This is a genomic window from Streptomyces formicae (genome assembly GCF_002556545.1).
Taxonomy (GTDB): Bacteria; Actinomycetota; Actinomycetes; order Streptomycetales; family Streptomycetaceae; genus Streptomyces; species Streptomyces formicae_A.
Window position 1 is genome coordinate 6,405,296 of record NZ_CP022685.1, and the last position, 18,960, is coordinate 6,424,255.

At 71.2% G+C, this 18,960-nt stretch carries 18 protein-coding genes; 6 read left to right on the top strand and 12 right to left on the bottom strand.

The window, feature by feature from the left end; translation table 11 throughout:
- Window positions 1–10: 10 nt before the first annotated feature.
- The 8 genes from KY5_RS28215 to KY5_RS28250 form a co-directional block, all read right to left on the bottom strand.
- Window positions 11–727, bottom strand: coding sequence for a helix-turn-helix domain-containing protein (locus KY5_RS28215; protein WP_098244857.1), 717 nt, complete (start codon window positions 725–727; stop codon window positions 11–13).
- A 68-nt stretch (window positions 728–795) separates the two neighbouring features.
- A complete protein-coding gene (locus KY5_RS28220) occupies window positions 796–1,857 on the bottom strand; it encodes a hypothetical protein (protein ID WP_234363224.1) in 1,062 nt (353 codons plus the stop codon).
- Entirely contained in the window at window positions 1,854–2,501 is a 648-nt protein-coding gene (locus KY5_RS28225) for a hypothetical protein (protein WP_098244858.1), read from the bottom strand. Before KY5_RS28225 ends, KY5_RS28220 begins: the two co-directional genes overlap by 4 nt.
- Before the next feature lie 179 nt (window positions 2,502–2,680).
- Window positions 2,681–3,532 (bottom strand): carbohydrate ABC transporter permease, encoded by an 852-nt coding sequence (locus KY5_RS28230; protein WP_199843639.1) that lies wholly within the window; start codon window positions 3,530–3,532, stop codon window positions 2,681–2,683.
- The gene (locus tag KY5_RS28235) at window positions 3,529–4,431 is read right to left on the bottom strand and encodes a carbohydrate ABC transporter permease (RefSeq protein WP_098244860.1); all 903 of its coding nucleotides are present in this window, start codon (window positions 4,429–4,431) and stop codon (window positions 3,529–3,531) included. Before KY5_RS28235 ends, KY5_RS28230 begins: the two co-directional genes overlap by 4 nt.
- A 202-nt stretch (window positions 4,432–4,633) precedes the next feature.
- The gene (locus tag KY5_RS28240; RefSeq protein WP_199843269.1) at window positions 4,634–6,001 is read right to left on the bottom strand and encodes an extracellular solute-binding protein; all 1,368 of its coding nucleotides are present in this window, start codon (window positions 5,999–6,001) and stop codon (window positions 4,634–4,636) included.
- A 176-nt stretch (window positions 6,002–6,177) separates the two neighbouring features.
- A complete protein-coding gene (locus KY5_RS28245; protein ID WP_098244862.1) occupies window positions 6,178–6,861 on the bottom strand; it encodes a response regulator in 684 nt (227 codons plus the stop codon).
- Window positions 6,858–8,600 (bottom strand): sensor histidine kinase, encoded by a 1,743-nt coding sequence (locus KY5_RS28250; RefSeq protein ID WP_098244863.1) that lies wholly within the window; start codon window positions 8,598–8,600, stop codon window positions 6,858–6,860. Before KY5_RS28250 ends, KY5_RS28245 begins: the two co-directional genes overlap by 4 nt.
- A gap of 566 nt (window positions 8,601–9,166) precedes the next feature.
- Here KY5_RS28250 and KY5_RS28255 point away from each other — a divergent pair.
- The gene (locus tag KY5_RS28255) at window positions 9,167–10,585 is read left to right on the top strand and encodes a cation:dicarboxylate symporter family transporter (protein WP_098244864.1); all 1,419 of its coding nucleotides are present in this window, start codon (window positions 9,167–9,169) and stop codon (window positions 10,583–10,585) included.
- Between the two features lie 178 nt (window positions 10,586–10,763).
- Here the strand turns inward: KY5_RS28255 and KY5_RS28260 are convergent, their stop codons facing one another.
- Entirely contained in the window at window positions 10,764–11,366 is a 603-nt protein-coding gene (locus KY5_RS28260) for a TetR/AcrR family transcriptional regulator (protein ID WP_098244865.1), read from the bottom strand.
- Window positions 11,367–11,530: 164 nt separating this feature from the next.
- On the opposite strand from KY5_RS28260, the gene KY5_RS28265 reads away from it, so the two are divergent.
- Both KY5_RS28265 and KY5_RS28270 read left to right on the top strand, forming a co-directional pair.
- Window positions 11,531–13,210 (top strand): MFS transporter, encoded by a 1,680-nt coding sequence (locus KY5_RS28265; RefSeq protein WP_418952882.1) that lies wholly within the window; start codon window positions 11,531–11,533, stop codon window positions 13,208–13,210.
- Window positions 13,211–13,445: 235 nt separating this feature from the next.
- Entirely contained in the window at window positions 13,446–14,063 is a 618-nt protein-coding gene (locus KY5_RS28270; RefSeq protein WP_098244867.1) for a dihydrofolate reductase family protein, read from the top strand.
- Here the strand turns inward: KY5_RS28270 and KY5_RS28275 are convergent.
- Window positions 14,060–14,869 (bottom strand): alpha/beta fold hydrolase, encoded by an 810-nt coding sequence (locus KY5_RS28275; protein WP_098244868.1) that lies wholly within the window; start codon window positions 14,867–14,869, stop codon window positions 14,060–14,062. The two genes, KY5_RS28270 and KY5_RS28275, sit on opposite strands and share 4 nt — an antisense overlap.
- Window positions 14,870–14,942: 73 nt before the next feature.
- On the opposite strand from KY5_RS28275, the gene KY5_RS28280 reads away from it, so the two are divergent.
- The 3 genes from KY5_RS28280 to KY5_RS28290 all read left to right on the top strand — a co-directional run bounded on the left by KY5_RS28280 (window position 14,943) and on the right by KY5_RS28290 (window position 17,573).
- On the top strand, window positions 14,943–15,911 hold the full coding sequence (locus tag KY5_RS28280) for a MerR family transcriptional regulator (protein ID WP_234362895.1): 969 nt from the start codon (window positions 14,943–14,945) through the stop codon (window positions 15,909–15,911).
- A gap of 4 nt (window positions 15,912–15,915) precedes the next feature.
- Complete coding sequence (locus tag KY5_RS28285) at window positions 15,916–16,539, top strand: DsbA family protein (RefSeq protein WP_098244869.1); 624 nt, start codon at window positions 15,916–15,918, stop codon at window positions 16,537–16,539.
- Window positions 16,540–16,631: 92 nt separating this feature from the next.
- Window positions 16,632–17,573: an NAD(P)-dependent oxidoreductase gene (locus KY5_RS28290; protein ID WP_267894301.1), complete on the top strand. Its 942-nt coding sequence runs from the start codon at window positions 16,632–16,634 to the stop codon at window positions 17,571–17,573.
- Between the two features lie 13 nt (window positions 17,574–17,586).
- On the opposite strand, the gene narI is transcribed toward KY5_RS28290, so the two are convergent.
- Both narI and narJ read right to left on the bottom strand, forming a co-directional pair.
- Window positions 17,587–18,297, bottom strand: a complete 711-nt coding sequence (gene narI, locus KY5_RS28295) for a respiratory nitrate reductase subunit gamma (RefSeq protein ID WP_098244871.1) — start codon at window positions 18,295–18,297, stop codon at window positions 17,587–17,589.
- The gene (gene narJ / locus KY5_RS28300) at window positions 18,294–18,923 is read right to left on the bottom strand and encodes a nitrate reductase molybdenum cofactor assembly chaperone (protein WP_098244872.1); all 630 of its coding nucleotides are present in this window, start codon (window positions 18,921–18,923) and stop codon (window positions 18,294–18,296) included. Before narJ ends, narI begins: the two co-directional genes overlap by 4 nt.
- Window positions 18,924–18,960 lie beyond the last annotated feature (37 nt).

Below are 18,960 nucleotides of genomic sequence, written 5' to 3' on the forward strand. Positions count from 1 at the left end.
GGGCGGGGCTTTAGGTCCGGCCGTCTAGGACCAAAGGCCAGAAATGTTCGAGGATTCGGTCCAGGAAGTCACGGCCCGCCTCCCCGGACGCGTCCGAACCCGCACCGCCGCCCCAGCTCAGGGTCCGCGTCATCCGCGACTGATAGTCCTCGTGCATCTGCCGCAGCACGCGCTCCACGCGCCGCCGTTCCACGGGCAGCAGCTTCGCGACCGGTCGTACGTACCCCTGCCAGCGGGTGGTGACGGCGCTGCGCAACAGCTCGGCGAGCGGCTCGGCGCGTCCGGTCACGTTCACGAAGTCGGGCAGCGCGAGCTCCAGGACCCGGGCGAGCGCCTCGGACTGCCGCTCGTTCCCGCGCCAGGTGCCCGTCTCCTCCATGCGCAGATACGCCTGGATCTCCACGCCCGACGCCCGCGCGACGTCCTCGGGCGCGAGACCGCGCGCCAGCCTGTGCTCGCGCAACGTCCTTGCCGCGCCCATGAGTTCACCGGGCGAGCACCACAGCGTCGCGGCCAGGGCGGTCAGCTCGGCGGAGGTGGGCGAGGAGAGGCCGCGCTCCCACGCCATGATCGTGTCGGGCGTGATGTGGGCGAGGCCGTAGCTCGCGCGCATGCCGTACGCGACGTGACCCGGCGCCATGCCGAGGGCCTCGCGCAGACGGCGGGCGGCAGGGAAGTTGAAGGGCGGCGTGGGCTGGTGCGGCGGTTGGCTCGGTTGCACGGGCACACCGTAGGCGCCCCTGGGAGCGGCGACTACGGTGTGTTCCTACGAGGTTGCGGATTGGTGCGAACGTCCTAGCGGTTGATGGCCTGGATCTCCTCCACCACGACGTCCTGGTCGGCCCCGAACTCGCCGTCGGGCAGGGCCTGTTCACCGTTGACGCCGGTGCCCACCCAGTGGATCTTCCAGGTGACCGTCGCCTTCAGCGGGAACGAGCCCTTGCCGGACGAGCGCAGGTACTTCACGCCGCAGGGCGGGGTCTCCTTCGACTTGCCCTTGGCGTACGGCTCGCCGATCCCCTGCTTCGTGAGGTCGCAGACGCCCGAGGCCGGGTACGTCTCGGCGTCCGGCGTACCCGGGTCGATCCGCAGCGAGACCGGCTCGGCGGTCGTCGTCGCCTCGATGTCCAGGACCGGCACCGAGGCCGTCACCGACACCGGCTTGAACTCCGCGCCGTCCAGCCACGCCCACGTCGGCAGGTTCACCTTCGTCGTGGCCTCGGGGGCGAGGGACACCTTCGTGCCGGGCACGCGGATCTCGGCGAGCGCGAGCTTCGCGAGGATCTCCGGGTCGATCGCCTCGGGCGCGTCGGCCGGGGGCGGGTCGCCCTTGTCGACCCAGAAGGTCTCCTTGTCGCACGAGTCCCAGCCGGGCGGGTACGACTTGTTGGGGAACGACGTCCACCAATAGCCCTTCCCGGCCTTGTCCATGTTGAAGTCCTTGTACGGCTCGCCCTCGACGTACTTCTTGCGCTGCTTCGCGTCCCACTCGTAGCCCGTGGAGTCCACCGACCAGACCGCCTCGCGCTCCTTCTTGAACTCGGCGGGCGTGTAGGTGGGGCCGTACCAGCACGGCGGCGGCTTGTAGGTGCCGGTGGGCGCGATCGCGCCGGTCCTGGGACCCGAGCCGTTCTTCGACCTGTCGTAGACGATGCCGCCCGCGGAGGCGAGCAGGGATCCGCCCTCCTGGCCGCCCGACACCTCCGGCGTCGCCGCCGGGGTGCCTCCGCCGACGCCCTTCTCGGCCGCGGCGGGCCCCGCGGTCAGCAGGACGCAGCTCACGGCCGCCGTGGCCGCGAGCCACGCGGTCCTGTGCGTCCTGTGCGTCCTGTGCGTCCTGCGCTTCCCGTGCTTCATGGTTGGCATGTGTCGCTCCCCCGAGTCGCGTTCAGCTTCGTGGTGACCCAGACGCCCGCCTCGTTCTTGCGCAGCTTCGCCGCGTACAGCACGTAACTGTTCTTCGTGGCGGGCGACTTGTCGATCGTGTCCTTCTTCAGGTACTTGTCGTAGACCTTGCTCTGGTCCTCGCAGTACGTGAGGGCCGCGCTGCCGCCGTCGGTCGTGACGGTCGCGGCGTAGTAGCGGTAGTCGCCCGTGGTCCGCGCCTGCGCCTTCACGTAGGCCCGGACGTACTTCTCGGCCTCGGCCGCCGCGTCCTCCCGGTGGTAGAAGCGCATCGCCTTCTCGGCCGGATCCTGGTCGGCGATGGCCATGTCGACCGCCTGGATCGCCTGCTGCCTGTCCGCGAGCACCGCGTCCTTCGCCTTGTCGCCCGTCTTCTTCCACTGGAACGCGTACGACAGGTCCGATGGCAGCTCGATCTTCGGCCGGTCCACCTGCCGAGCGGGCTCGCTCGGCGCCTTCGACTCCTGCTCCCCGCCCTGTTCCGCACCGGCGATCTTGTCGTCGTCCTGGGACTCGTCGCCGCTGCCGCACGACGACAGGAGCAGGGCTGCGGACGCGGTGAGTGCGGCCGTCGCGAGGCGGAGAGGGCGGTTCACTGTCGGCTCCTGGCGAGGTGGGAGGTGGCGCGATTTCCGCACGCTAGCCCGAGCCGATGGCTGATACCAGGTGGTTGGCGGGTGACGAATGGGGTGCGGGGGACGTATGCCTGCGAAGTCGTGTCACAGTTCTGTGCCGGACGGCCCCGGAGGCCCCGAGCGGACCCGGGTGGCGTGTTTCAGCCCTTCACCGCGCCGCCCAGCGCGAAGCCGCCGCCCAGGCGCCGGGAGACCAGGACGTACAAGAGGATCACCGGCGTCGAGTAGATGATCGAGAACGCGGCCAACTGGCCGTAGACCACGGTTCCCTTGTTGCCGAAGAAGTCGTTGATGCTGACCGACGCGGGCATCTGTTCCGGGGTGAGCAGGAGCATGAAGGGGACGAAGAAGTTGCCCCACATCATGACGAAGGAGAAGACGGTCACCACCGCCACTCCCGGGCCCATCAGGGGGAGCACGATCCGGAGCAGCGACTGGAACGGTGACGCGCCGTCCGTCCACGCCGCCTCCTCCAGCTCCTTGGGCACGCCGTCCATGAAGTTCTTCATCAGCCAGATCGCGAACGGGAGTTGGGACGCCGCGAAGAAGAAGATCGTGCCCTGCATCGTGTCGATCAGGTCGACCTGCACGAACAGCGCGTACACCGGGACCATGATCGCGGTGATCGGCAGGCTCGTCGCGAACAGGATCGTCAGCATGAACGGGCGGTTCAGGCGCGACTTGTAGCGGGAGAGCGGGTAGGCGGCCAGGGCCGCGCAGACCACCGTGAGCAGGGTGCCTCCGCCGCAGAGCAGCAGGCTGTTGAGGAGCGGGGTGAAGGTGATCTCGGGGGTCAGGACCTTGTCGTAGTTGTCCAGGGTGAGGCTGTCGGGGAGCCGTACCTTGAGGTCCGCCTTCGGGTCGAAGGAGGAGAGGACCACCCAGGCCAGGGGGAGTACGAACGCGGCGGCCACGACGAGCAGGCCCGCGTCGGCCGCCAGGCGGTGCTTCGTACGGCGGGAGAGCCTGTTGGGCTTGGTGGTCACTCTCAGACCTCCGTGCGGAGTAGGCGCATGTAGATCAGGGAGAACAGCGAGCCGACCAGGAGGAGGAGCAGGGCCACCGCCGTGCCGTAGCCGATCATGCTCTTCTGGAAGGCCTGTTCGTACATGAACAGGGGGAGGGTCTGGCTGCGGTTGCCCGGGCCGCCTCGCGTCATCACCCAGATCAGACCGAAGACGGAGAGCGTCTGGAGGGTGTTGAGCATGAGGTTCGTGCCGATCGAGCGGCGGATCATCGGCAGCGTGATGTGCCACATGCGGCGCCAGCCGCTCGCGCCGTCCACCTCGGCGGCCTCCGTGATCTCTTTGGGGATCTCGTTGAGCGCGGCGGAGTAGACCAGCATCGAGAAGGCCGTTCCCCGCCAGACGTTCGCGAACGAGACCGCCAGGATCGGAAGCGTGAACATCCAGTTCTGGGAGGGGAGATGGAGGAAGTCGAGGACCGCGTTGAGGGTGCCCTCGCGGCGGAAGAAGGCGTAGAGGAGGAAGCCCGCGACGACTTCCGGGAGGACCCAGGCCGTGACGACGATCGCGCCGGTGAGGGTGCGGATGGGTTTTGACGCGCGTTGCATGAGGGTGGCTAGGGCAAGGCCGAGGGTGTTCTGGCCGATGAGGGAGGAGAGGACGGTGAAGACGAAGGTGAGCCAGACGGCGTTGAGGAAGCGTTCGTCGCCGAAGGCTTCGCGGAAGTTGTCGAAGCCGACGAAGCTGGATTCGGCCTGGCCGGTGAGTTGGAGGTCGGTGAAGGCGATGTAGGCGCAGTAGCCGATGGGGCCCGCGAGGAAGAGGAGCAGGAGGATGGTGGCGGGGGAGACGGGGAGGGCGCGGAGCAGGGCTCGGCGGGTGCGGTGTGCGCGGTGTGCGCGGTGCGTGTGGGGTGCGGTGGTCACTTTGCGGCACTCACTCTCTGCGGGTGGTGCGGGTCTTGCGCCTTGGGTTCGTCGTGGGGGCGGCGCGCTCGCGGCTGCGGCCCGGTGGGGGTGGGCCCCTCAGGGGCGCGGGGAACTGCGCGAACCCCCGTGTGCCGCCGCGCCGGACGTGGGGAAGATGCCCCCACCTCCCCCACCCACCCGGCAGGGAACGGCGCGTCCGCTACTTCTGGGTGACCTCGCCATCTGTCGACGAGGAGACCTCCTCGTCGTACGAGGACGCCGCCTTGTCGACCGAGGCGTCGCCCGTCGTCACCGACTCCATCGCCTCCTGGATCGCCGTGGAGACCTTGGGGTACGCCGGGTACGCCGGGCGGTAGTTCGTCGTGGCCACCAGGTCCGTGAAGAACTTGATGCCGGGTTGGGCCTTCACGTAGGCGGGATCGGCCGCGACGTCCTTGCGGACCGAGATGCCGGAGTTGGCGATGTACCACTTCTGGGCGTTCGCCTTCGTCTGCATCGTCTTGATGAACGTGAAGGCGAGGTCGGGGTTGTCGGCCTTGGCGGGGATCGCCCAGGTCCAGCCGCCTGACATGCTCACCTTGCCCGGCGCCTGGCCGTGCTGCGTCGGCATCGCGGCGAGGCTCAGCTTCTTCGACCACTCGGGCCATTCGTGGCCCGCGCCCTTGCCCCAGTCCTGGGGGAGCCAGGAGCCGTCCAGGTTGATGCCCAGCTTGTCCTCGGGCAGGAGTTCACCGCGCACGCGCGTCGCGAAGTTGGGGTCGAGCGCGTCCGAGACGTCCGGGCCGAGCTTCTCCTTGTAGACCGTCTCCACGAAGCTCAGGGAGTCCTTGAAGCCCTTGCTGCCGGTGACCCACTTCTTGGACTTCGGGTCGTACAGGGGGTTCTTGCCCGTGCCGTACGCCAGCATCTCGAAGCCCTGCATCGAGGCCGCCTCGCCCGCGGGCTTGCCCGTGTAGACGTTCAGCGGGGTGACACCGGGGACCTTCTTCTTGATGGTGCGGGCCGCTTCCAGGACCTCGTCCCAGGTCTTGGGCTGCCAATGGGCCGGTAGGCCCGCCTTCTTGAAGATCGCCTTGCTGTACCAGAGGCCGCGCGTGTCGGTGCCGTCGGGGACGCCGTACGTCTTGCCGTCGGCCGCCCGCGCCGCCGACTTGGACGTGTCGATGAACTGGTCCCAGTCCTTCCACTTGTCCAGGTAGGGATCGAGCGGCTTCAAGTACCCGCTGGTGATGTCGGAGTTGATGAGGAACGTGTCCTCGTAGACCAGGTCGGGCGCGGTCTTGGGGGAGCGCAGCATCTGCTGGAGCTTGGTGTAGTACTCCGAGTCCGGCGCCTTGATCGGCACCAGCTTGACCTTCTTGCCGGGGTTCGCCTTTTCGAACTGCTTCTTGATGTCCGCCAGATAGGTGTCCATGACCCTGATCTGGTTGTCCGTGGACTGCTTGAAGGAGACCTTCACGGTGTCCGGGTCGTCGCCGGATCCCGAGCCGCACGCGGTGAGGGTTCCGGCGGCGAGCAGGGTGGCGGCGGCGAGGAACAGCGGGGCGGTGGTAGGGCGCACGGGCACGACCTCCTACTGGCCGACGCGGCCGGGTTGCCACGTGGGGGCCGCAACGCGGGGTTGCCCGGTGAACGTAAGGGCGGGCTCGGAGCAAGGTCAATGCCCGTGCGGCGGCTCGGCGTTGATGCTTGTCATTGTCGTGACAACGTTGTTATCGAGGGGTTGACGAGGGGGCGGGCGGGTCACTCCGGGGCGGGCAGTCTGCGGTAGACCAGTTCCGGGCGGCCGACGTGGCCGTACTGGGGGCTGCGTGCCGCGTGGCCCGTCTCCACCAGGTGTTCCAGATAGCGCCGCGCGGTGATCCGGGACAGGCCCGCCGACTGGGCGGCCGCGGTGGCGGTCAGGCCGTCGGGGGCCGCGCGCAGGGTGCGTACGACGCGTTCCAGGGTGGGGCCGCTGAGGCCCTTGGGGAGGGCGGCGGGGCCCGGCGCGCGCAGGGTGGCGAGGGCGCGGTCCACCTCGTCCTGGCCGGTGGCCTCGCCGTCGGCGGCGGCCGTGCGGAACTCGGCGTAGCGGGTCAGGCGGTCGCGCAGGGTGGCGAAGGTGAAGGGCTTCAGGACGTACTGCACGACGCCGAGCGACACGCCCTCGCGGACCACGGCCAGGTCACGGGCCGACGTCACCGCGATGACGTCCGTGGGGTGGCCCGCGGCGCGCAGGGAGCGGGCCAGTTGGAGGCCGTGGCCGTCGGGCAGGTGCAGGTCGAGGAGGATCAGGTCGATGGGGGTGCGGTCCAGGACGCGGCGCGCCTCGGCGGCGGAGTGCGCGGGCTTCTCGGTGGACTCGAAGCCGGGGACGCGGTTCACGTAGAGGACGTGGGCGTCGGCCGCGACGGGGTCGTCCTCGACGACGAGTACGCGGATCACTGGGTGCCTCCCTGACGTTCGGTGGTGTCGCCCGGCCGGTCCGCGCTCGTGCGCCGGCCCCTGCCCTCGTCTTCGGCGCTCCGCACCGGGGGCGCACCGGGGGCGTCCCCCGCGGAGGGGCCCACGGCCGGTGCGGTGGCCAGGAACACCTCGAACTGGGCGCCGCCGTCCGGGGATTCCCCGATCGTCAGGGTGCCGCCGTCGCGCGTCACCGTCTGGTGGACCAGGGCGAGGCCCAGGCCGCGTCCGGTGGGTGCCTTGGTCGACCAGCCCCGGGCGAGGACCGCTTCGCGTTGGGCGGGTGCGACGCCTGGGCCCGTGTCCGCGACGCGCAGGAGCAGGCCCGCCGCGTCGGCGCGGGCCGTGACGGTGACGCGGGCGGCGGGGGAGCCCTGGGCCGCGTCGACCGCGTTGTCGATGAGGTTGCCGAGGACCGTGACGAGGTCGCGGGCGGGCAGGGAAGCGGGGAGCATGCCGTCGTCGATGCTGCTGTCCGGTGAGACGACGAGTTCCACGCCGTGTTCGTTGGCCTGGGCGGCCTTGCCGAGGAGGAGGGCCGCGAGGACGGGTTCGCTGACGGCCGCGACCACCTGGTCGGTGAGGGCCTGGGCCAGTTCCAGTTCCGCGGTGGCGAAGTCGACGGCCTCCTCGGCGCGGTCGAGTTCGATGAGGGAGACCACGGTGTGCAGCCGGTTGGCGGCCTCGTGGGCCTGTGAGCGCAGGGCGCGGGTGAAGCCGCGCTCGGAGTCCAGCTCGCCGGTGAGCGCCTGGAGCTCGGTGTGGTCGCGCAGGGTCACGACGGTGCCGCGCCGTTCCCCGCCGGTCACCGGTGAGGTGTTGACGACGACCACGCGGTCGGCGGTCAGGTGCAGCTCGTCGACGCGCGGCTCGGCGGAGAGGAGCGCGCCGGTGAGCGGGGCGGGCAGGCCGAGGTCCGCGACGTTGCGGCCCACGGTGTCGCCGGTGACGCCGAGCAGCTCGCGGCCGCCGTCGTTGATCAGCGCGATGCGGCGCTGTCCGTCGAGCATCAGGAGCCCCTCGCGCACCGCGTGCAGGGCCGCCTCGTGGTAGTCGTGCATGCGGCTGAGTTCGGCGGCGTTCATGCCGTGGGTGCTGCGGCGCAGGCGGGCGTTGATGACGTACGTCCCGATGCCGCCGAGGACGAGCGCGGCGGCCGCGACGCCGAGCAGCGCGAGCAGCTGGCCGCGCGCCTTGGCGGTGATCTCCTGGATGGTGATCCCCGCGCTGACCAGGCCGACGATGGGTCCTTCGGCGTCGTCGCCCGCCCGGATCGGCGTGACCACGCGTACGGAGGCGCCGAGGGTCCCGGTGTACGTCTCGGAGAAGGTCCTGCCGCGCAGCGCGTCGGCGGTGTGGCCGAGGAAGCGCTCGCCGATGCGCTCCTCGTCGGGGTGGGTCCAGCGGATGCCGCGCGGGTCCATGATCGTCACGAAGTCGACGCCCGTGTGCCGCTGGACCCGGCTCGCGTACGGCTGGAGCTGTCGCGTCGGGTCGTCGCCGGCTATCGCCTCGCGTACGGAGGGCGAGTCCGCGACCGCGCGAGCCGCCGCGGTCGCCTGGCGCCGCGCGCCCTCCTCCGCCTGGTGCTTGTCACTGACGTACGTGAAGAGCGCGCACCCGGCGACGACCACCGTGACCAGCACGATCTGCATCGCGAAGAGCTGGCCCGCCAGGCTGCGCGGCAGCCGGCGGGGGCGGCGTGGAGGGGTGCGGGGCATGGCGCAAGTCTGCCTGGTCGGTTAGGGCCTGTCCGGCGGGGCAGGGCGCGCTCGGGTGGCGCCCACCTTCCGGTGGGCACGAGCGGGGTCTGGTGCGTGCAGCTGCAAGGCGGAGGAGGGCGGCAACGCAGTGGGGTCTCCCCTGCTCGAGCGGAGCCGAGAGCTTGGGGAAGTCGGCAACCGACGACAACGCGGCAGATGTGCGGGCCAGACCCCGCGACAGCGCCCTGGCCCGCCGGACAGGCCCTAAGTGCGAACTAAATGAACGCAAGGGTGACCGCCCTCACAGGGCGAGAGATAGTCACCGGGATCGCCCAGGACGTGAGCCGCACGCACTGCGGGCAGCCGCGCACTCGCCGGGCACGGGATCACGGGACCACCGGGTCACCGGACCACGGGGTCACCGGACCACCGGGTCACCGGACCACGGGGTCACCGGACCGCCAGGTCACCGGATCCAAGCCCACCGCGAGCGCGCCACCGATGTGCGTATCCCGCGAGCACGTCACCGACACGCTCCGGGGATACGTCACCCAACGCCGACGTCGTCGTTCAAGGAGGGCCCCGTGACCAGCACGGCCGACCCACACGCGGCACCCGCAGCCAAGCGGGACCGCACGCATTACCTTTACATCGCCGTCATCGGCGCCGCGCTGCTCGGTATCGCCGTCGGCTTCATCTGGCCGGACTTCGCCAAGGAGCTCAAGCCGATCGGCACGGGCTTCGTGAGCCTGATCAAGATGATGATCTCGCCCATCATCTTCTGCACGATCGTGCTCGGCGTCGGTTCGGTGCGCAAGGCCGCGAAGGTCGGCAAGGTGGGCGGGCTCGCGCTCGCCTACTTCATGGCGATGTCGGTCGTCGCGCTCGCCATCGGCCTGCTCGTCGGCAACATCCTGCACCCGGGCTCGGGCATGGACATCAGCCAGTCCGAGAAGGACGCGGGCCACACCGCGGCCGACGAGGCGAACAAGGGGCTCGTCGACTTCGCGCTCGGCATCATCCCCAAGACGATGGTCTCCGCCTTCACCCAGGGCGAGGTGCTCCAGACGCTGCTCGTCGCGCTGCTCGTGGGCTTCGCGCTGCAGGCGATGGGCCGCTCCGGCGAGCCGGTGCTCCGCGGCATCGAGCACATCCAGAAGCTGGTCTTCCGGGTGCTCGGGATGATCATGTGGGCCGCCCCGGTGGGCGCGTTCGGCGCGATGGCCGCCGTCATCGGCGAGACCGGCGTGGCAGCCCTCAAGGCGCTCGCCACGATCATGATCGGGTTCTACGTCACCTGCGCCCTGTTCATCGTCGTCGTGCTCGGCACGCTGGTGCGCGTGGTGACCGGGGTCAACCTCTTCAAGCTCCTGAAGTACCTGGGCAGGGAGTTCCTGCTGATCCTCTCCACCTCCTCGTCGGAGTCCGCGCTGCCGCGGCTCATCGCGAAGATGGAGCACCTGGGCGTCAGCCGTCCCGTCGTCGGCATCACGGTCCCGACGGGCTACTCCTTCAACCTCGACGGCACCATGATCTACCTGACCATGGCCTCGCTGTTCATCGCCGAATCCATGCACCAGCCGCTCGGCGTCGGCGAGCAGATCTCGCTGCTGCTCTTCATGATGATCGCGTCCAAGGGCGCGGCGGGCGTCTCGGGTTCGGGCATCGCGGTCCTCGCGAGCGGACTCCAGTCGCACAAGCCCGCCCTCGTCGACGGCGTCGGCCTGATCATCGGCGTCGACCGCTTCATGAGCGAGGCCCGCGCCCTCACCAACTTCGCGGGCAACGCGGTCGCGACCTTGCTGATCGGCACCTGGACCAAGGAGGTCGACAAGGAACGGGTCGCCTTGGTGCTCGACGGCCAACTGCCCTTCGACGAGAAGACGCTGGTCGACGACGAGCACGGGGCGCGGCGGGACGCGGACGACACGGACGACGCGCAAGACGGCGACGCCGTGCCGGAGCCGCGGGGCGACGGCAAGGAACCCGCGAAGGTGTTGTAGCTGTAGTTCTAGTTCCAGTTCTAGCTGTAGCTGTAGTTGTAGCGACGGGCCGCCAGGCCCCCTGGTACAGGCCCCACCGGAACGGGGCCGACCCGCGCCGCCCGCGCCGTACGAGACTCCCCCCTCGTACGTCGTGGGCGGCGCTTTCGCGTACGCGGGGGAGCGCCGGGGCGTGCGGTCAGCGAGCGAGGCCCGTGACGATCTCCCGTACGCGCTCCGCCGGAACCCCCGCCGAGAGGAGAGCCGTCGACGCGGCGGCCAGGCCCGCGTCCTTCGGGTCGAGCAGGCCGTCGTTGACGGCCTCCATCAGGCCGAAGAGCTGCTGCTCGTGGACGTACGCGAGGGCTGCGGGCGGCAGGGTCGAGGTGAAGTCGCCCTTTTCCAGGCCGAGTTGGAGTACGTTCACGCACTGCTCGCGGACGGGGGCGAGGCGCTGTCTGATGCCCTCCATCGCGACGCTGCGCTGGGCGAGGGCGACGAGCAGGCGGTAGCCGTCGGCGATCTCCCAGACGGCGACCATCGAGTGGGCCAGTGATTCGGCGGGGTCGTCCGCCCGGGCGCGGCCCGAGGCGTGGGCCGCGGCGACCGCCTCGACCGCGCCGTCGATGAGCGCGCCGATCAGCGCGTCCCTGCTGGGGAAGTGGCCGTAGACCGTTCTGCGGACGACGCCCGCCGCGCGCGCGATCTGGTCCATGGACGCTTCCGGGTCGCGCAGCAGCTCGGCGAGTGCCACCTCCAGGATGCGGCGGCGGTTTGCGTCGGCTCGGCTCATGGGCTCCATTGTGCACGCGGGTGCGTACGGCGCTCCGGACGTCCGTTTTGCACGGCAGTGTGCCATGGCGTAAGTTGCACAGTCGTGTGTAATTGCACAGTGCTGTGCAAGGTCACCGGACAAGCAGGAACGCACATGAACCATGGAAGGGTGAGGCTTCGGTGGCTCTGCTCATGAAGCAACCGGTCGAGGAGATGAAGCAGCCGTACGCGCGGCGCTGGTGGGCACTTGGCGTGCTCTGCCTGAGCCTGCTGATCATCGTGATGGCGAACACGGCGCTGACCGTCGCCGCCCCCGACATGACCAAGGACCTCGGGCTCTCCAGCTCGGACCTGCAGTGGGTCATCGACGGCTACACCGTGCCGTACGCCGCCCTGATGCTGCTGCTCGGCGCGATCGGCGACAAGTACAGCAGGCGCGGCGCGCTGGTGCTCGGTCTCGTCGTCTTCGGCGCCGGATCGGTCGCGGGCTCGCTGGTGGACAGCTCGGGCGGGGTCATCGCGGCCCGCGCCGTGATGGGCTTCGGCGCGGCGATGATCATGCCCGCCACGCTCTCGCTGCTCGCCGCGACCTTCCCCCGGGCCGAGCGGGCCAAGGCGATCGTGCTGTGGACCGCCACGGCCGGTCTCGCGATCGCGGCGGGGCCGCTGGTCGCGGGCGCGCTCCTGGAGAGCCACGGCTGGGCGTCGACCTTCCTGATCAACGTGCCGATCGCCGCCCTCGCGATCGTCGGCGCGCTCGCCCTCGTGCCGCCGTCCAAGGCGGGCCACAGCAACCGGATCGACTACGTCGGAGGCGCGCTCTCCGTCGTCTGGACCGGCGCGCTCGTCTACATGATCATCCAGGGTCCGCACTTCGGCTGGGACGCGAAGGCGATCTCGGCGGCGGTCGTCGCGGGCGTGGCCCTGCTGGCCTTCGTCGCCTGGGAGCTGCGCCACCCGCACCCGATCCTGGACGTCCGCCGCTTCCTGGACCGCCGCTTCGCGGGCTCGAACCTCGCGGTCGCGCTGTTCTTCCTCGCGGTCTTCGGCGCGTTCTACTACCTCACCCAGCACCTCCAGTTCGTGCTCGGCTACAACCCGCTCGAGACGGGCGTGCGCATGCTGCCGCTGGCGGGCGCGGTCTTCGTCGGCTCGGCGCTCACGGGCTATCTGACCCCGCGCATCGGCATGAAGATCACGGTCTCGGCGGGCATGGTCGCGGGCACGGTGGCGCTGGCGCTGCTGACCCGGGTGGACTCCGGCTCCACGTACGGCGACTTCGTCGCCCCGCTGATCATCCTGGGCCTGGCCATCGGTCTGGCGCTCTCGCCCTGCACCGACGCGATCATGGGCGCGTTCCCCGAGTCCGAGCTCGGCGTCGGCGGCGCGGTCAACGACACGTCGCTCGAACTCGGCGGCTCGCTCGGCATCGCCATCCTCGGCTCGGTGCTCGCCAGTTCGTACTCCTCGAAGCTCTCCGACGCGGCCGCGGCCTCCGGTACGAAGCTGCCCGACGGCACGCTGGACACCGCGCAGGACTCCGTCGGTGCCGGGTACGCGGTGGCGCAGGGCATCGGCGACCAGGCGCGCGAGCTCGCCGAGAAGGCGGCCCACGCGGCCTCCCCGCAGCAGGCCGCCCAGCTCAAGGGCCAGGCCGAACAGCTCACCCAGGGCGCGGGCAAGATGGCCGACGCGGTCGGCTCCGCCTTCTCGGACGCGGTCTCCCACACCAGCCTGATCGGCGCGGTGATCCTCGGCGTGGGCACGGTCCTCGTCGCGGCGCTGCTGCCGCGCAAGGGGCGGGGCGGGCCCGTCGGCGCGGACGCGGAGCCCTCGCGCGACGAAGCGTCCGAACCGCAGCTCCAGAACTGACGACCGCGCGTCGCGGCGATCTCGGCGCCGACGCGCGCACGCGGAAGCCGGGCCTCCCCGTTTCGGGGAGGCCCGGCTTCCGTGCGTCAGCCGCACGGGGCCCCGCCGCAGCCGCGCGGAGGAAGCGGCCCGAAGAAAAGTGTTGACACCACTCCAGGTGAAGTACTACGTTCTGACCACTTCATCTGAAGTACAACAGTCAACGTGGCCGACCGGGCCACACCCAGGGGGCCGCATGCGCAAGCTCGTCTACTTCATCGCCGTCAGCATCGACGGATTCATCGCGGGGCCCGACGGCGCCGACCCCACCGGGCCCGACGGGTTCTGGCCCGTCGGGCAGGACTACGTGGAGCACCTCGTCGCCACCTATCCCGAGACGCTGCCCGCTCCCGCCAGGGCCGCCCTCGGCATCACCGCGGAGGGGACCCACTTCGACACGATCCTCGAAGGGCGCAGGACCTACGCCATCGGACTCGACGCCGGAATCCCCAACGCCTACCCGCACCTGAGGCACCTGGTGTTCTCACGGAGCCTCACCGAGCTGCCCGCCCCCGAGATCGAGCTCGTCGCCACCGACCCGGTCGAGCGGGTGCGGGAGCTGAAGCGGGAGGAGGGCAAGGACATCTGGCTGTGCGGCGGCGGTGAGCTCGCCGGGGCGCTGCGCGGCGAGATCGACCGGCTCGTCGTCAAGCTCAGCCCGATGGCGCTGGGTTCGGGCATCTCGCTGTTCGGCGGCGAGAGCGCCTTCGAGCCCACGCTGTACGAGCGTACGGACGCCGAGCTGCTGGACAGCGGCACCGTCTTCCTCACGTACGACAAGGTGAGCGGCGAGTCCGGTGGAAGCGCCGACTAGACGCGGGCGGCAGGGGCCGCGAGCCGGTGGCCCTCACCCTCGGCGGACCTGAGCAGCACGTCCGTCAGTTCGCCGGGGGTGGAGATCATCGGCCAGTGTCCGGTGGCGATCTCGAAGAAGGCGTGGGCGGGGGCGGCGAGGCCCTGGACCAGCGGCAGTCCTGACGCCACCAGGCCCTCCAGGGTGGCGATGTCCATCGAGCCGCCCTCGGTGCAGAAGACGCCCGTGACCGGCAGGCCGGCCGCCGCCCCGGTGAGCCGCAGCTTCTGGTCGAGCGGGCCGAGCGGCTGCGGTGACGCGAGGCGCACGATCCGGTCGAGAGCCTGCGGGCCCACGCCCGCGAGGTTCCCCCACTCCTGCCACTCCTGTCGCGTCGGCGCCGGAACCCGCCAGCCGCCCTCGGCGCGCTCCCGGAGGCCCAACACGCGTCCGCGCGTGGCCCCTTCGGGCATCTGCTCACGCACCTGGTCGAGCATGGACCGGCCGTCCTGCGGCATCGGGGAGTCCAGGTACACGAGCCGCGCGACCCGGTCCGGACGCCGGTCGGCGGCGCCGACGGCCGGGTAGATGCCGTAGCAGTAGCCGACCAGCATCACATCGGGCGCGTCCAGGTGGTCGAGCACCTGCGTCAGGTCCTCGATGTGCGTCTCCAGGTCCGTCCCGGGCCCGCCCAGATGGCGGCGCTCGCCCGTGCCCGTCAGCGTCACCGGGTGCGCCTCCGCGCCCGCGGCCCGCAGCCCCGCCGCCACGTCCCGCCAGATCCAGCCGCCCGTGTACCCGCCCGACACCAGCACGAACGTCGTCATGAGTCCTCCTCGTATGCCGTGTGCGTCTCGCTCGCCGGTACCGTAAGAACTCCCCCTGAGGGAGGTTCAAGACGTGTCGACCGACGGTTTGTGGAGCATCGGCGGGCTCGCCGAGCGGGCGGGCGTCACGGTCAAGACCGTCCGCTTCTACTCCGACCGGGGCCTGCTGCCCGAAGCCGCCCGCAGCGGCGGCGGCCACCGCCGCTACGGACCCGACGCGCTCGACCGGCTGCGGCTCATCCGCTCCCTGCGCGCCCTGGACCTGCCGGTCCCCGAGGTGGGCCGGGTCCTCGGCGAGCAGGACGCCCTGGGCGACTCCCCCGGGGACTCCCTCGGCGACGCCCTGGAGGGCGCCATCGCGGGCCAGTTGCGCGAAATCGGCTCGCGCCTGACCGCTCTGCGCTGGCGCGAGGCGGCCCTGCGCCTGGTGGCCGAGTGCGCCCCGGCGGAGCGCCCGGGGCGACTGCGCCTGATCGGTGCCATGACCACACCGCCGAGCACCGCCCCGCTCGCCCGCTTCTGGCGCGGCTGGCTGCCCGCGCGGATGTCCGCGCGGGTCGTCTCCGCGACCGTCGAACAGGCCGTGCCTCCGGTGCCCGAGGACCCCACGCCCGCCCAGGTCCTGGCCTTCGCCCGGCTCCAGGCGTTCGTCTCCGCGCCCTGCGACGGCAGCGCGCGCTTCCAGCCCGAGGCGCACAAGGGCGGGCGCGGCTACCGGCCCGAGCTGCTCTACGACGGCCTCGCCGAGGCGTACGCGCTGGCCGCTGCCGATGTCCGCGAGGGCAGGGCGCCGCACGGCGGCGAGGCGCTCGACTGCTTCGTCGCCGCCCATGCGGCCGCGCTCGGCGTCCGCGACACCCCCGGCTTCCGGCGCGGGCTCGGCCCCCAACTCGCCGCGGAGCCGCGCCTGGACGCCTACTGGAACCTCGTCGCGGAACTCACCGCCCCGCCGTCCGGGCGGCCGGAACCGACGCCGGGCGCGGCGGACGACTGGCTCAGGGCGGCCCTACGTAAGCCTCAACTTACGGAAGGCGTACGGTGACTGAGTGAACGTCAGGAATTCCGAACGGCACCGCGTGAACGTCGACTTCTGGTTCGACCCGGTATGCCCGTACACCTGGATCACCTCGCGCTGGCTGCGCGAGGTGGAGCGCGTGCGTGACATCGCCGTGCAGTGGCGGGTGATGAGCCTGGCCGCGCTCAACGAGGCGCGGGACGTCGACCCGGAGGACCCCGAGGGGCTGTACGGGGAGTACATGAAGGCGCACGGCAGGGTCTGCGCCGCGGTGCGCGAACGGCACGGCAACGAGGCGCTCGGGCGGTACTTCGACGCCCTCGGTGCGCGCGTCCACGCCCGCCAGGACTGGTCCGGCATGGCGGCCGCGCTCGCCGACGCGGGACTCCCCGGTGAGCTCGGGTCCGTGGCGATGACCGCGGAGTACGACGCCGTGGTGCGCGCCTCGCACGAGGCGGGCGTCGCGCTGGTGGGCGACGACGTCGGCACGCCGGTGCTCGCCGTCGAGGGCGTGGGCGCGCTCTTCGGGCCCGTCGTCTCCCCGGCGCCCAGGGGCGAGGCGGCGGGGCGGCTGTGGGACGGGGTGGTCCTGATGGCGGGGGTCGCGGAGTTCCACGAGCTCAGACGGCCTTACGGGGAGCTGGACTTCGGGTGAGCGGGGCGGACGTCCACGCTTACCTCGTGGTGCGTACCTGACTAAATAGTCGGTACTTGTGGGGAGTTGGGGCTCCGCCAACGATGGTGGTCATGACGAACCAGCCTCCTCTTTCCTCACCCTCAACCTCACCCTCTGCCTCCCGGCCGGAGCCTTCCGAGGCCCTTCCGCCCGTCACCGTCCTCGGCCTCGGGTCCATGGGGCAGGCCCTCGCGGGCGCCTTCCTGGCCGCCGGTCACCCCACCACCGTCTGGAACCGTTCGCCGGGCAAGGGCGAGGACCTCGTCGCCCGGGGCGCCACCCGCGCCGCGAGCCCCGCCGAAGCGGTCCGCGCGGGCGAGGTGGTCGTCGTCTGCGTCGTGGACTACGCCGCCGCGCAGGCCATCCTCGACCGGGCGGACCCGGCCGACTTCGCCGGGCGCCTCCTGGTGAACCTCACGTCCGACACCCCCGAGCGCGCCCGCGAGGCCGCCGCCTGGGCCGCCGGGATCGGTGTCGCCTACCTGGACGGCTCGGTCATGGTGCCGATCCAGCTGATCGGTACGCCGGACGCGCTGATCTTCCACAGCGGCACCAGGTCCGCGTACGAGAAGTACGAGGCGACGCTCACGGTGCTCGGCGGGCAGAGCGCCTACGTCGGCGAGGACCACGGGCTCGCCGCGGTGTACGACCTGGCCCTGCTCGACTTCTTCTGGACGGCGATGCACGGCATGGTGCACGGCTTCGCCCTCGCGGCGAAGGACGGCGTGCCCGCCGCCGCGCTCGTCCCCTATCTGAAGGCCAACATCTCCCTCCTGGAGAGTTCGGTCGAGGGCACCGCCAGGGACCTGGACTCCGGCACGTATCCCGCGGAGGCCAGCAACCTCGTCGTGGAGGCCGCGAACGTCGAGCACCTCGTGCACGCCGCCGAGCACCGCGGCCTCGACGCGTCCGCCCTGCGGGGGGTGCTCACCGTGGCCCGCAGGGCGATCGATCTCGGGCACGGCGCCGACGAGTGGGCCGCCTCGGTCGTCGGCATCCGCGACCCCGCCTGAGCGGGGGCCCCGGTCACCTGCGGGTCGACGCGGGGACCCGGGTGCTCGCGCCCCGGGAGCGGTAGACGACATAGGGGCGTGCGACGTAGCCGACGGGGGCGGTGAAGGCGTGCACCAGGCGGCTGAAGGGCCACAGGGCGAACAGCGCCATCCCGAGCAGGGCGTGGGTCTGGTAGGCGAGCGGCGCGTGCGCCATGGCGGAGACATCGGGGTCGAGGGAGAACAGGGAGCGGAACCAGATCGCCACGCCTCGGCGGTAGTCGTAGGGGTGCGGGGCGAGGGTGGTGACCGTGGCGAACAGGCCGCTGCACAGGACGGTGGCCAGGATCGGATAGACGGCGCGGTCGCTGCGGCTGGTGGCGGCGCGCACGGCGGGCACGCGCAGCCGCCGGTAGAGCAGGATGCCGAGGCCCGTGAGGGTGGCGAGGCCCGCCGTGCCGCCGACGGCGAGCGCGTTGACGTGGTAGAGCCACTCGTGCACGCCGAGCCGTTCGGTGAGCGACTCGGGGATGAGCAGGCCCATGGCGTGGCCCGCGACGACGAACAGCAGGCCGTAGTGGAAGAGCGGTCCGCCGACGGCCAGCAGGCGGTGCTCGTGCAGCTGGCTGGAGCGGGTGGTGAAGCCGAAGCGGTCGTAGCGGTAGCGCCAGGCGGTGCCCGTCACGAGCAGGGCGACGACGAGATAGGGCAGTACGCCCCACAGGGCGATGTGCAGATGGTTCATCGGCGGGCCTCCTGTGGCCGGACCTTCCCGGTGGGCAGATCGGCGAAGGGCAGCAGGCCGACGGTCTCGACCGGCGGTCCCGTGCGGGCCATGCGCAGGGCGGCGGCGCGGTCGGCGGGGGCCGCGCCCGGCAGGGTGCCGCAGACCGCGCCGAGCACGTCGGCGTAGGGGCTGCGGTGGTCGATCAGGGCCATGCGGAGCAGTTCGAGCGCGGCGCGGTGCTCGGTGAGGGCGCGGATGCCGGGGGCGGGACAGCGGGCGGCGAACTCCAGGGCCAGCGGCAGGAAGTCGGGCAGCTCGTCGGCGGGCGGCCACCAGCCGTGCTCGCGGTACAGATGCTGCCAGCGCAGCAGGGACTCGCCGCGCCGTCGGGTGTCGCCGTCGGTGTAGTACGTCAGGTGCAGGGTGCGTCGGCGGCTGCGGTCGAAGGTGACGATGTAGCGGGCGGACAGCTCCAGTTGGGGAGTGTCGGCGACCGCGTCGCAGAACCGGCGCAGTATGTCGGCCTCGTCGCCGGGCAGTCCGGTGAGCGAGGCGCGGATCAGGGGCAGGCGCTCGGCCCAGCGGGCGCCGGGGTGTTGCAGCAGAAGGGAAGCGGCCTGGTGCAGGACCGCGGTGTACGTCATGACTGTTCAGCTCTCCGGTGCGGGTTTCCGGTACGGG

What these genes read in the sequence shown, in the direction of transcription:
- KY5_RS28220 (WP_234363224.1), bottom strand. Translation starts at nt 1,857, where the DNA reads ATGAAGCACGGGAAGCGCAGGACGCACAGGACGCACAGGACGCACAGG.
- KY5_RS28250 (WP_098244863.1), bottom strand. Translation starts at nt 8,600, where the DNA reads ATGCCCCGCACCCCTCCACGCCGCCCCCGCCGGCTGCCGCGCAGCCTG.
- KY5_RS28260 (WP_098244865.1), bottom strand. Translation starts at nt 11,366, where the DNA reads ATGGAGCCCATGAGCCGAGCCGACGCAAACCGCCGCCGCATCCTGGAG.
- KY5_RS28265 (WP_418952882.1), top strand. Translation starts at nt 11,531, where the DNA reads ATGAAGCAACCGGTCGAGGAGATGAAGCAGCCGTACGCGCGGCGCTGG.
- KY5_RS28270 (WP_098244867.1), top strand. Translation starts at nt 13,446, where the DNA reads ATGCGCAAGCTCGTCTACTTCATCGCCGTCAGCATCGACGGATTCATC.
- KY5_RS28275 (WP_098244868.1), bottom strand. Translation starts at nt 14,869, where the DNA reads ATGACGACGTTCGTGCTGGTGTCGGGCGGGTACACGGGCGGCTGGATC.
- KY5_RS28290 (WP_267894301.1), top strand. Translation starts at nt 16,632, where the DNA reads ATGACGAACCAGCCTCCTCTTTCCTCACCCTCAACCTCACCCTCTGCC.
- narI (WP_098244871.1), bottom strand. Translation starts at nt 18,297, where the DNA reads ATGAACCATCTGCACATCGCCCTGTGGGGCGTACTGCCCTATCTCGTC.
- narJ (WP_098244872.1), bottom strand. Translation starts at nt 18,923, where the DNA reads ATGACGTACACCGCGGTCCTGCACCAGGCCGCTTCCCTTCTGCTGCAA.